The sequence below is a fragment of the Staphylococcus nepalensis genome, from assembly GCF_014635045.1.
Lineage (GTDB): Bacteria > Bacillota > Bacilli > Staphylococcales > Staphylococcaceae > Staphylococcus > Staphylococcus nepalensis.
Map to the genome: position 1 here is coordinate 97,495 of NZ_BMCF01000009.1, position 12,464 is coordinate 109,958.

11 protein-coding genes are annotated in these 12,464 nt (G+C 31.1%); 8 read left to right on the forward strand and 3 right to left on the reverse strand.

What is annotated here, in order from left to right; translation table 11 throughout:
• The first annotated feature begins 3 nt into the window (after positions 1–3).
• A complete protein-coding gene (locus IEU88_RS12140; RefSeq protein ID WP_103373323.1) occupies positions 4–1,536 on the forward strand; it encodes an ATP-binding cassette domain-containing protein in 1,533 nt (510 codons plus the stop codon).
• Positions 1,537–1,545: 9 nt separating this feature from the next.
• A complete protein-coding gene (locus IEU88_RS12145; protein WP_176579746.1) occupies positions 1,546–2,400 on the forward strand; it encodes a sugar ABC transporter permease in 855 nt (284 codons plus the stop codon).
• A gap of 106 nt (positions 2,401–2,506) precedes the next feature.
• Here the strand turns inward: IEU88_RS12145 and IEU88_RS12150 are convergent, their stop codons facing one another.
• Complete coding sequence (locus IEU88_RS12150; protein ID WP_103373322.1) at positions 2,507–3,484, reverse strand: metal-dependent hydrolase; 978 nt, start codon at positions 3,482–3,484, stop codon at positions 2,507–2,509.
• 123 nt (positions 3,485–3,607) lie between these two features.
• Between IEU88_RS12150 and mutY the strand changes: the two genes are divergently transcribed.
• The 3 genes from mutY to IEU88_RS12165 all read left to right on the forward strand — a co-directional run bounded on the left by mutY (position 3,608) and on the right by IEU88_RS12165 (position 7,198).
• Positions 3,608–4,654: an A/G-specific adenine glycosylase gene (gene mutY / locus IEU88_RS12155; RefSeq protein WP_103373321.1), complete on the forward strand. Its 1,047-nt coding sequence runs from the start codon at positions 3,608–3,610 to the stop codon at positions 4,652–4,654.
• 66 nt (positions 4,655–4,720) lie between these two features.
• Positions 4,721–5,263, forward strand: coding sequence for a nucleoside tri-diphosphate phosphatase (gene ntdP / locus IEU88_RS12160; RefSeq protein WP_096808965.1), 543 nt, complete (start codon positions 4,721–4,723; stop codon positions 5,261–5,263).
• A gap of 198 nt (positions 5,264–5,461) precedes the next feature.
• The gene (locus tag IEU88_RS12165; RefSeq protein WP_096808967.1) at positions 5,462–7,198 is read left to right on the forward strand and encodes an ABC transporter ATP-binding protein; all 1,737 of its coding nucleotides are present in this window, start codon (positions 5,462–5,464) and stop codon (positions 7,196–7,198) included.
• A gap of 104 nt (positions 7,199–7,302) precedes the next feature.
• Here IEU88_RS12165 and IEU88_RS12170 read toward each other — a convergent pair whose 3' ends face one another.
• Together IEU88_RS12170 and IEU88_RS12175 are read right to left on the reverse strand one after the other, a co-directional pair.
• The gene (locus IEU88_RS12170; RefSeq protein WP_096808969.1) at positions 7,303–8,397 is read right to left on the reverse strand and encodes an FUSC family protein; all 1,095 of its coding nucleotides are present in this window, start codon (positions 8,395–8,397) and stop codon (positions 7,303–7,305) included.
• A gap of 75 nt (positions 8,398–8,472) precedes the next feature.
• A complete protein-coding gene (locus IEU88_RS12175) occupies positions 8,473–9,762 on the reverse strand; it encodes a glutamate-1-semialdehyde 2,1-aminomutase (RefSeq protein WP_103373320.1) in 1,290 nt (429 codons plus the stop codon).
• 82 nt (positions 9,763–9,844) lie between these two features.
• On the opposite strand from IEU88_RS12175, the gene IEU88_RS12180 reads away from it, so the two are divergent.
• The 3 genes from IEU88_RS12180 (at position 9,845) to perR (ending at position 11,804) form a co-directional block, all read left to right on the forward strand.
• Positions 9,845–10,300, forward strand: coding sequence for a peroxiredoxin (locus IEU88_RS12180; protein ID WP_103373319.1), 456 nt, complete (start codon positions 9,845–9,847; stop codon positions 10,298–10,300).
• Between the two features lie 6 nt (positions 10,301–10,306).
• On the forward strand, positions 10,307–11,257 hold the full coding sequence (locus tag IEU88_RS12185) for a phosphoglycerate dehydrogenase (RefSeq protein ID WP_103373318.1): 951 nt from the start codon (positions 10,307–10,309) through the stop codon (positions 11,255–11,257).
• Positions 11,258–11,351: 94 nt separating this feature from the next.
• Positions 11,352–11,804 carry a peroxide-responsive transcriptional repressor PerR gene (gene perR / locus IEU88_RS12190; protein WP_096808978.1) on the forward strand — a complete coding sequence of 151 codons (453 nt, stop codon included), beginning with the start codon at positions 11,352–11,354 and terminating at the stop codon, positions 11,802–11,804.
• Positions 11,805–12,464: the final 660 nt, after the last annotated feature.

Here is a 12,464-nt window from a genome sequence, read left to right on the forward strand (position 1 = left end):
AGCATGGGTAGTTCAATTATTTTAAAGTTACTTAATGTAACGCACTATTATAGAGATAAAAAGTCAAAAAAATGGTATCAGCCTTTTGGTTATGATGCAGAGAATATAGAATTGAATAATATTAACTTACATATCTATCAAGGTGAATCATTAGGCATTATTGGTGAACCTGGTTCTTCAAAATCACTTATAGGACGTATATTAAGCGGTGAAGTTAAGCCTGATAAGGGGAAAGTTATTCGCAAAATGGATGTGTTTTATGCAGATATAGATGATAAATATTTGCAAGATATTTCAGTGGTAGATTATGTATCACATGCAGTCACATTATTTCCTTATAAAACAAATACTCATAAAGTCGAACAGGTTTTAAAATATGCTCATATAGAAGAACAAAGCGATACACCTATATGTGAACTCTCAGATGAAGCTTATGCGCGTTTACTTTTTACGCTTTCTCGCACTTCGAAAGCAAATATTATTATTTTTAATAAAATACTGCAAAATTTAACTGATGAATATTTTGAAAAAGCAATTGAGCTATCAAATGAATACATAAACAATAATTTAACCATTGTTATGATAGATGACAATGTAGAAAGAATTACAAAAGCAAGTAATTATATAGCTTGGATTTCTCATGGACAATTTAGAATGGAAGGCTCCATTAAACAAGTTATCCCTCTATTTAAAGATCATGAAAGAGATAGAAATTCTTTAAAAACAGATGATGAAAAAAAGAATTTTGATCTAGATTGGAAAGAAAATAGAACACGTACACCTGAATTAACCTATAACTTCAAACGTGTAGATAGATATAATCACGTCAAACCCCCTGTTGTTCTAGTAAGAATTTGGATATGGGTTAGTATTTTTATTTTAGGAATGGTTTTAACGGCGTTGTTAATGTTTAACGATATAGGGAAAATTAAAATTGGTCAGAACGAAGACCAAGCTTCTATACAAAATCAATCGAAAAATCCTTATGAAGAAAAACTAGCTTATGGCATTGTTTTAGACGATTCAATCAAACTTGAAAACATGGAAAGTGATAAAGATTTAAAAGCGACTAAATATGCTTTTATTACAATTACTGGGGAAAACAGTAAAAGTTATAAAGTTACTGTTGATAACCAGTCTTATAAAGTTAGTAAAAAAGATATACGTTATTTTGACCCAGCTGGGTTATTTGAGGAACACAGTGGTAAATCACTTGCACCATTTATGAGTAATAATTATAGCAATTACTATGAATTTTATAATAGTCACTTACATAAAAAACACAGTACTGTGACAGATTCACTTGTACCAGAAGCAGGTGGAAATGATCGTTTTATTGTGCCAATTACGCAACAGCCAATAACAATGATATTTAATGACCAAAATAAACTAGCAGGTTTTACTATCCCAATGAAAGATAAGGAAAAATTAAAAAATAAGTTTAATATAGATAATAATTTTTGGATAACTAAATCAGACGAAGGTTATTTTATGGCAGACTTCAAAAATAATAAATGGATATATATTGAATTGTAGGTGTAGTAAATGATAGATAATATAATTAATTTTTATAAAAACACACCATATTTAAGTAAACATTTGTTTCATCGCTTAAAAGGACAATGGAAATGGTTTGTAATACCTTTTGTTGTAAGCATCCTTTTATTATGGATATTAATGTTTATTTTTAAAATAAATGGTACAGAAGAAATAAAACAAGCTCGAGGCTATTTTAGATTAGCAGCTTTAACAAGTTTCATATTTATTTGGATGGCAATTTATCACAGCGTTCATTTGTTTAAAAAAGAATATTTTACTACTAAACTGTATAATTTAAACCCAATATTTCAAAATATTGTTATAGCTGTTATTTCTAATCTCTTAATGTTTATTGCACTAATGTTCATTATCTTTATGACTCCAGTAAATATTGAAAGTTCTATACCATCTGCATTGTATTTTGTGGTCATGTCTACAATCTTTGTAGTGATAACTTCCACACTGATTGGTTTATTTACAGTCATTAGAAAAAATGTAGATATGATAATGTATGTCCTATCATTTATAATGTTTTTTATTGTACCGATTATTTTCATACCGTCAAGTTATTCAACATTATTCACTCATATTTTAATGCTAAACCCATTATTTTATCTCGTTGATGGTATTTCACAATCTGTCGTTTTAGGCGCATTAAGTTTGAATAATGTCCCCTATCATTTCTATTACCTATTTTTTGTAGCAACAGTTTGTATTATGATATTTGCAATGTATAGAATAACAGCATACAAAAAATTCCGATTTTTTGCTCCAATAATGAATCAATCTAAAGAAAACAGTACAACAAACGAAATAGAGAATGGGCATATTGAAACATCTAAAGACATGAAAAAACATTAGAAAACTGATTTTATTTAGTTCAGTTTACGCTAATAAAAGATTAAAAAATAGGAAGTAATCAATGATATAGTACATGATTACTTCCTATTTTTTTAATTTATAACGTTTACTTTGCAAATAATTTTTTTTGTAATTTATCTTCACTGAATACCCAACCGATATAAGAATGATCAATATTCATACATTCATCTAAATGAGCAATCGCTACGAAAGAATAATGTCCATTTTTTAAATAACGTAAATCAATTAATCTAATTTCCGTTGTATCATCATCCAATTTTCTTGTTTGCCAACGATAGATAGATGAAAAGTTAAGAAATGTTTTGATATTTTTATCGTCTTTTACATACTTCATTAAATCGTTACTTGGAAATGAATGACGTTTTGATTTATCACTAAAAACGATATTGCGGCCGTAACTACGCCCCACATAATCATGTGCTTCTGTTTGAATAGCTACACGCCATTCCATAAAACGCATTGTAGGCGCAACGAAAACTTTGACTGGGTTATGCTCTTGTTTAATTTGTTTTAATGCTTGTTGCTTAATTATTGCTTGCATTCTAAAGCGAATAATATAATAGACAACGAGTATTCCAACAATAGGGAAGAATGAAATGTAAGGATGTAAACCTATTATCCAAAGTATGATACCAATACATAACAAGGAGAAAATGATTGGATCAAACGTATTAATTACACTGAGTTGAATCCATTTATTTGTAATTGGTCTAAGCGCTTGAGTACCATAAGAATTAAATATATCTACAAAAACATGAAGAAATACTGCAAGCTGTGCCCACAACCAAATATGGCCAGTATCAATATTTTTAAAAAACGTAAATATAAATAAAGTTATAAGTAACGGCCATAAAATTGTAAAAGGTATTGAATGTGTTATCCCTCTATGGTTTGATATATAAGTGGCATTATCTTTAAGCTTTAAAACTGTGTCGCTATCAGGTATCAAAGAACCAATAATTAATGTGGTGGCTGTAGCTGCAAATGAACCGGTCATTGCAGGGTCTTGTGTTGCTAAAGCTGTTAAACCGATACCCATGACAATATGCGTACCTGTATCCATAAGTATCCTCTCATTTCATTTCGATATTATATCTATTATAATCTAATATACTAAATAATAAAATTAACATACTAAAATTAAGAAAAAAAGTTTTAGAATGACGCATAGAAAGAGATGTATAACATGTTAAATAAATCGCAATTTAAAAATAATCTCGTTACATGGTTTGAAGAAAATCAACGTCAAATGCCATGGAGAGAAACCACTAATCCGTATTATATTTGGTTAAGTGAAGTTATGTTACAACAAACACAAGTTAAAACTGTAATTGATTACTATCACAAATTTATCAGTAGGTTCCCGACTATTTATGAATTGAGCAAAGCTCACGAAGATGAAGTACTTAAATATTGGGAAGGGCTTGGTTATTATAGTAGAGCACGTAATTTTCATACCGCTATAAAAGATGTCTATGAATCCTATAATGGGGAAGTCCCAGATGATCCGCAACTTTTTGGAAAACTTAAAGGCGTAGGACCTTATACTCAAGCAGCTGTAATGAGTATTGCTTTCAATAAGCCATTAGCAACTGTTGACGGTAATGTTTTTAGGGTTTGGTCTAGGCTAAATAATGATGATCGAGATATTAAATTACAATCTACAAGAAAAGCTTTTGAAAATGAGTTAGCGCCTTATGTTCAAGAAAAGGCTGGTACTTTTAATCAGGCTATGATGGAATTAGGTGCGTTAATCTGTACTCCAAAAAACGCATTGTGTTTATTTTGTCCCGTTCAAGCACATTGCGAAGCTTTTGAACAAGGAACAGTTGAACAATTACCGGTGAAAACTACACAAGTGAAGAAAAAACATATAAAACAAAATGTGTATATTATAAAAAACACAGACGGCGCTTATCTTATTGAAAAACGAACACAAAGGCTGTTAAACAATATGTGGGAATTCCCAATGTTTGAAGCTACAGGTAATGAAAGTGTAAACGCACAATTATCAACGAATATTCAGTTTCAACATAAACCTGTTTATTCATTGAAACACCAATTTACGCATATAACTTGGGATATCAACGTGTACTTAGCAAAAACCCAAGTTAATCCACAAGAAGTTACTTTATCTGAAAATATGGTATGGATGAAATTAGAAGATAGGGAGAATTATAATTTTCCAGTAAGTATGTCCAAAATATATAAATTTTTGATAACCAACAGTTAGGGTCGTTCTGTTAAGCATAATTATGTTATAATTCAATGTGTGAAATAAGAAAAGGTGGTGTGGAGCATGGTGAAAGAATCCATACCTAAAGAAGGTCAGACAATAAAAATTCAAAGTTATAAACATGATGGTAATATACATCGTGTTTGGTCTGAAACGACTATTTTAAAGGGTACGGATCATGTAGTCATTGGTGGCAATGACCATACATTAGTAACAGAAAGTGATAATCGCACATGGATTACAAGAGAACCAGCAATTGTGTATTTCCATTCTGAGTACTGGTTTAATGTTATTTGTATGTTTAGGGAAGATGGCGTTTATTATTATTGTAATTTATCCTCACCATTTGTATGCGACGAGGAAGCTTTGAAATACATTGATTACGATTTAGATATTAAAGTCTATCCTAATGGTAAATATCATCTTTTAGATGAAGATGAATATGAGCAACATATGAAGCAAATGAATTATTCTTCTGATATTGATATTATTTTAAGAAGAAATGTAGATATTCTACAACAATGGATCGAACAGAAAAAGGGTCCCTTTGCTCCAGATTTTATTAAAGTCTGGCGTGAAAGATTTAAAAAGATTAGAGATTATTAAGCAGATTTAATGTATTTAAGTGATTTATCGTATATAGTTAGATAGGTATAAACAATACAAAATAATTATTTAATTTTGAAAATCACAGCAAATGCACGATAATAATCACCTAGTCAAAGATAAATTGTATTAACAGCCTTGTTGAAATTCAACGAAGGCTGTTTCATTTGCTGAAATAAGCAGGGAGGAGTAAGTTATATGATTCGCAGATATTTACAATTCGTAAGACCATATAAATGGCGGATCATTGCCACTATACTTGTTGGTATATTAAAATTTGGTATTCCAATGCTGATTCCATTATTAATTAAATATGTTATTGATAACATTATTAATAATGGGGCAATCACTATTGAAGAAAAATTTACAAGATTAGCAATTGCATTAGGTATAGCAATATTCATTTTTGTGATTGTTAGACCACCGATAGAATTTTTAAGACAATACTTAGCGCAATGGACGAGTAATAAAATTTTATATGACATTCGTAAAAAGTTATATAACCATTTGCAAGCTTTGAGCTCAAGATTTTATGCTAATAATCAAGCGGGCCAAGTTATTTCAAGAGTGATTAATGATGTTGAGCAGACCAAAGATTTTATTTTAACAGGGTTAATGAATATTTGGCTTGACTGTATCACTATCGTTATCGCTTTATCTATTATGTTTGTTTTAGATGTGAAATTAACGTTAGCAGCAATCATTATTTTCCCAATATATATTTTAACAGTGTATTTCTTCTTTGGACGCTTAAGAAACTTAACAAGAAAAAGATCTCAAGCATTAGCAGAAGTACAAGGCTTTTTACATGAACGTGTACAAGGTATGTCAGTTATTAAAAGTTTTGCTATCGAAGATAACGAAGCAGCTAATTTTGATAAACATAACAGTAATTTTTTACAGCGTGCCTTTACACATACACGATGGAATGCCTATTCTTTTTCAGCGATTAATACAGTAACAGATTTAGGACCACTTATCATTATAGGCTCAGGCGCTGTTTTAGCTATCAATGGGTCTATTACAGTAGGGACACTAGCTGCATTTGTCGGTTATCTTGAACAACTCTTCGGCCCTTTACGTAGACTAGTTTCTTCATTTACTACATTAACTCAAAGTTTTGCGTCTATGGACCGTGTTTTCCAATTGATGGACGAAGGTTATGATATTAAAAATAAAAAGGGTGCTTTACCTTTAGAGATTAAAGAAGGGCGTATTGAAATTAATGATGTTAGTTTCAAATACAATAATGAAGAATCTACTATATTAAATCATATTAATTTAGATATTGAAGAGGGCGAAACTGTCGCTTTTGTTGGTATGAGTGGTGGAGGTAAATCTACGCTGATTAATCTCATCCCAAGATTTTACGATGTAACAGATGGTGAAATTAAAATAGATGGTACTAATATTAAATCATATTTAACTGGTAGTTTAAGACATCAAATTGGGTTAGTTCAGCAAGATAATATTTTATTCTCAGATACGATTAAAGAAAATATCTTATTAGGTAGACCGAATGCTACAGACCAGGAAGTCATTACTGCTGCAAAAATGGCTAACGCACATGATTTTATTATGGAATTATCAGAAGGGTATGATACAGAAGTTGGAGAAAGAGGCGTTAAACTTTCTGGTGGCCAGAAACAACGTATTTCTATAGCACGTATTTTCCTTAATAATCCACCCATTATTATATTAGATGAAGCGACGAGTGCACTAGATTTAGAAAGCGAATCTATTATTCAAGAAGCATTGAATATCTTAAGTGAAAATCGTACTACATTGATTGTCGCGCATAGATTATCTACAATTACACATGCAGATAAAATAGTAGTTATTGAAAATGGTGAGATAGTAGAAAGTGGTACGCATCAAGAGTTATTAGCTAAAAACGGAACGTATGAACACCTATATAGTATTCAAAATTTATAATAGGTAGAAAAGTGAGCAAAAAATCTATTGTGTTGCTTTTTGAGACAACGCCAGTTAATAATAAAAAAGAGGCTAGGACAATATGACGTCCGGCCTCTTTTTATTTATAAATCGAAATCTTCTTCTTCAATTTCAATTTCATTATCATTTTGATGATAAGAAAAGAAACTAATAACTAACCGATCTAAATGTTCTAAAGTATAACGATATTCTTCTATGGATGAAATAATCTGCATGATATTAGCGAAAGAATATGTTGTTTGGTAAGGATCTTTGATAATTTCACGTTGAAAGGCATCCATTAAATCTTTTTTTTGCGGATTCTCAATTTGACTGTCGAAGTGGCTAACGTCGTAACGTGCTTTTTTTGAAAGACTGATAAAAATTTGTTCATGATAAGCGATTAGCAAATCAATCTCTAATTTAATTTGTAGTAGTAATTCATTATTTAAATTATGAAGATCATTTTGGTATCGATTCATTCGTTTTAATACATCATAAGCTTGACGTGTACTTCGAACAACTTGCTTGAAGAGTATTTTTTTTCTGTTTTGTGCGTACATTTGCTTTTTAGTCCAAGGTCTTTCCTCTTCATAATACTCAAATGTTTGCTCTAACTTCGAAATACGTTTGCTAATTAGGCCTCTATCTTCTTTGATATGATGATATTCAGATGTGTCATTTAAAACAAGTTTGAACCATACAAATATGTCTGAACAAATATTCAAAGCGTTATAGTAAATTTTCGACTCAAATTTAGGGGGTAAAAATAAAAGATTAACTGCAGAAGAACTAATTACACCTACCATAACAAGTACAAATCTGTAAAATGCAGAAACATAAAAGTTACCAGTATGTGTTCCCATAATTATTAATGCAGTTATACTTGCAAGTGTAGCTACATGTTCCAAATTAAAACGGAATAAAATGGCAATTAATAGTATAACGGTAACACCCATGATTACTGGATTATTACCAAAAACTGTAACCATAACAACTGCAAGTAATGCACCTATGAGGTTACCAATTGCTCTTTCTGAAATTGTTTTAATGGAACGAAAAACACTTGGTTGCATCGCGATTACCGCACTGACTGCAGCGATTGCTTTTAATCCTGCTTCATCAGGGAACAGAGAAGCGATAAACAAAGCAAGTATAATAGCTATACCTGTCTTCAGAATACGTGCTCCTAATTTCAAATGTACCGCTCCTTCGTATATTTAATAAAATAATGTTTATACTTGTTATACAACGATTCCCTATAAAATTCAAGTTTATTTCATTTGACTGAATGCATAATCTACAGCTGCTAATGTTTGATCTATATCTTTTTTAGTGTGTTCAGTTGTTAAAAACCATGCTTCAAATTTGGATGGTGCAAGGTTAATTCCTTGATGTAACATGAGTTTGAAGAATTTAGCAAACGCTTCTCCGTCTGAATTTTCAGCTTGGTCATAATGTGTGACAACTTCATTTGTGAAGTAAAGCGTCAATGCACCATATACTCTATTAACAGTTGCAGTTATATGGTGTTTTTGAATTAGTTCATTCAAGCCTTCCTCTAAGCGTTTTCCTAAATCGTTGAGATGTTCATATATGCCTTCTTGTTCTAATACTTCCAATAAAGCAATACCTGCTTTCATCGATAATGGATTACCAGCCATCGTTCCAGCTTGATACGCAGGACCTAATGGTGCGACTTGTTCCATTATCTCTTGTTTGCCGCCATAACCGCCTATTGGCAAGCCACCGCCGATAATTTTCCCAAAAGCAGTCAAATCGGGGTAAACTTTGTAAAGATCTTGCGCACCACCATAATGGAAACGAAAGGCAGTAATGACCTCGTCATAAATTACTAAACTTCCATTATTATGTGTGATTTCATTTACTTGTTCTAAAAAACCTTGTTTAGGTTTGACCATACCAAAATTTCCAACAATCGGTTCCACTAAAACTGCCGCAATGTCATCCCCCCAATAATTAATAGCTTCTTTATATGCGTCGATATCATTATAAGGTACTGTGATAACTTCTTGCGCAACGCTTTGAGGCACACCTGCTGAATCAGGAGAACCTAATTGGGAAGGTCCACTGCCAGCTGCTACTAATACTAGGTCTGAGTGACCGTGATATTGACCTGAAAATTTGATTATTTTATTTCTTCTAGTATATGCGCGGGCTACACGTATGGTTGTCATCACAGCTTCTGTCCCTGAGTTTACAAAACGAATTTTTTCTAATGAAGGAATTGCATCGCGTAATTTTTTGGCAAAGTCTATTTCCAACTCTGTAGGTGTACCATATAAAACACCCAGTGCAGCTTGGTCTTGAATTGCTTTTGTAATATGAGGATGCGCATGACCAGTTATAATTGGGCCGTATGCTTGTAAATAATCAATATACTTATTTCCATCTACATCATATAGATAAGCGCCTTCTCCAGATTGCATCATTACTGGAGCACCACCTCCTACAGCTTTATATGAACGAGAAGGCGAATTGACGCCACCTAATATATATTCATTTGAAAAATTTTGAAGTCTTTCACTTTCAGTAAATTTCATTAATATCAACCTCTTTTAATTTAATATTTTCGTTTATTATCGTATCATATAATTAATATTAAAAAGAAATAGGGTGAGTTATTTGTTAAAAAAAGGAGATCAATTTCCCAAATTCAAACTAGAAAATCAAAATGGGGACATTATTTCTAATGAAACGCTTAAAGGAAGTAAAGCAGTAATTTACTTCTATCCTAGAGATAATACGCCAACTTGTACTACAGAAGCATGTGATTTTAGAGATAATTTATCTTATTTTAATAAACTTGATACACAAGTATATGGTATCAGTGGAGATACAAAGAAAAAACACCAAAATTTTAGCAATAAACTTAACTTGAATTTTGATTTGCTGATAGACGAGGATTATCAATTATCTAATGAAGTTGGTGTGTATCAATTAAAAAAATCTTTTGGTAAAGAATCTATGGGGATAGTAAGAACTACATTTGTCTTAGATGAAAATAGTATTATTATAGATGTAATTGAAAAGGTTAAAGTAAAATCACAAATGGAAGAACTAAAAGCTATTTTGGGGTGAGATTAGATGAAGGCTGTCAGTTTAAAACGATTGGATGGATTAGAAGGAGATTTAGTTGATACTTTTCCAAATGTAAATTTTGTATTTACGAGTGGTATTTCGGAAATAAATGATAACGATAAAAAAGATCTAGATATTTTATTTGGATATGATAGTGCAATAGATCAAACATTCTTAGAGGAATGTCCAAATTTAAAGTGGCTAGCTTGGTATTCCACTGGGGTTAATAAGCTACCATTAGAGTACATTGATAACCAAAACATATTACTTACTAATGGGAAGGGTGTGCACGCTAAACAAATGTCCGAATTCATCATAGCTTTTATTTTAGACGATTATAAGCATATGAGCACTTCTTTCATTAATCAAAAACATAAATATTATGATTCTAAATTAACTGGTAAAAGAGTTAGTGGACAAAAAGTTTTATTTTTAGGAACAGGTAGTATTGCACAAAAAACAGCGAAAATAGCAAATGCAATAGATGTAATTGTTCAAGGCGTCAATACTTCAGGACATTCAGTAGACGGTTTTTCACAAGTATATGCGATTGATGAGTTGACATCAGCTCTACCTGAAGCGGATATTGTTGTAAACACATTACCGGAAACAAAAGATACGATTCATTTACTTCAAAGAAGCCATTTCGAGGCGATGAAAGATACTGCATTGTTTATTAATGTAGGCAGAGGCACTATCGTGGATGAAAATATTATAGCTAACGTTTTAAAAGACAAATTGATAAGACATGCATATTTAGACGTGTTTGAAAATGAACCATTAAATCCAGATAATCAACTCTACAACCTAGATAACATTTCAATAACAGCGCACATTACGGGGAATGGGATAGAAAATCAGGAAGAAGTAACTGATATTTTCCAAAGAAATCTAGTATATTTTCTCAATAACCGTGAGCTAATTGAGAATGTGGTTAACCCTCAAGCAGGATATTGATTGAAATGAGCTTTAGTTATTGACATTTCCTTAACTCAACCGTTATATTAATATTAAGTAATAATTATTATTAAATAGAAAGATGGTGAGGGAAATGAGTGCAGAGATGGAAACAGTTGAACATCAATTAGAAGATTCAATAGCATCGTTAAGAGATAATGGCATTAGAATAACGCCACAAAGACAAGCCATTTTAAAGTTTTTAATTGCTTCAGAAACGCATCCAACAGCTGATGAAATTTATCAAGCACTTTCACCTGATTTTCCAAATATAAGTGTTGCAACTATATATAATAACTTACGTGTATTTAAAGGCATAGGTATTGTAAAAGAATTACCTTATGGAGATGCTTCAAGCCGTTTCGACTTCAACACACATAATCACTATCATGTTATATGTGAAAATTGCGGCAAGATCGTAGATTTCCACTATCCACAACTCCATGAAGTTGAACAGTTAGCTCAGCACGTAACAAACTTCGATGTAACGCACCACCGTATGGAAATTTATGGTTTATGTAAAGATTGCCAAGATAATGAAAAATAATAGCATCGATTAAAATTTATAAAAATTAATTTACTAAAGTGTGAGGCTTCGTTTTATTAACGAAGCCTTTTTCTTATCTATAATATAGAAGAAACAACAAATGAAAGAAGTAAATTGATTTATAAGCGCAGTTAAATGGTTCCAATATACTTCCATTTTGGAAACTTAATTGAATGGATATACTCAAAATCATCCTATAATTCATCAAAATACTTACACTTTTTAATATTTTAATACATATTAAAAATAAATAGTTATCTCTAAGGTAAAATTTAACTAAAAAGATTTAGAATTTGAATTGACGATTGTGATTAAACTTGATATTATATAAAAGTCGTCAAAACGAGATGGCAACCAAAAACAAACCAAACAAAAAAAATTACAAAGTGTAAATTTGACACTTGTTAAAACCTTTGAATGGTTATACAATATTAAATGTTGAGTTAACAAACGAAATAAAGTTAAATAAAAATAAACAAAATTTATTATTGACTTAACAAAAACTTAATGTTATAATTAATTCTTGTAACGCATCAATGAACATTGAAAACTGAATTGCAATATGTCAACGTTAATTCCGAATTCAACATTAAATGTTGATTCAAAAACAACGTGTTATTGATAACACAAATTAGTATTTTATGAGCTAATCAAACATCA

What these genes read in the sequence shown, in the direction of transcription:
- IEU88_RS12165 (WP_096808967.1), top strand. Translation starts at nt 5,462, where the DNA reads ATGATTCGCAGATATTTACAATTCGTAAGACCATATAAATGGCGGATC.
- IEU88_RS12175 (WP_103373320.1), bottom strand. Translation starts at nt 9,762, where the DNA reads ATGAAATTTACTGAAAGTGAAAGACTTCAAAATTTTTCAAATGAATAT.
- ntdP (WP_096808965.1), top strand. Translation starts at nt 4,721, where the DNA reads ATGGTGAAAGAATCCATACCTAAAGAAGGTCAGACAATAAAAATTCAA.
- IEU88_RS12145 (WP_176579746.1), top strand. Translation starts at nt 1,546, where the DNA reads ATGATAGATAATATAATTAATTTTTATAAAAACACACCATATTTAAGT.
- mutY (WP_103373321.1), top strand. Translation starts at nt 3,608, where the DNA reads ATGTTAAATAAATCGCAATTTAAAAATAATCTCGTTACATGGTTTGAA.
- perR (WP_096808978.1), top strand. Translation starts at nt 11,352, where the DNA reads ATGAGTGCAGAGATGGAAACAGTTGAACATCAATTAGAAGATTCAATA.
- IEU88_RS12150 (WP_103373322.1), bottom strand. Translation starts at nt 3,484, where the DNA reads ATGGATACAGGTACGCATATTGTCATGGGTATCGGTTTAACAGCTTTA.
- IEU88_RS12140 (WP_103373323.1), top strand. Translation starts at nt 4, where the DNA reads ATGGGTAGTTCAATTATTTTAAAGTTACTTAATGTAACGCACTATTAT.
- IEU88_RS12185 (WP_103373318.1), top strand. Translation starts at nt 10,307, where the DNA reads ATGAAGGCTGTCAGTTTAAAACGATTGGATGGATTAGAAGGAGATTTA.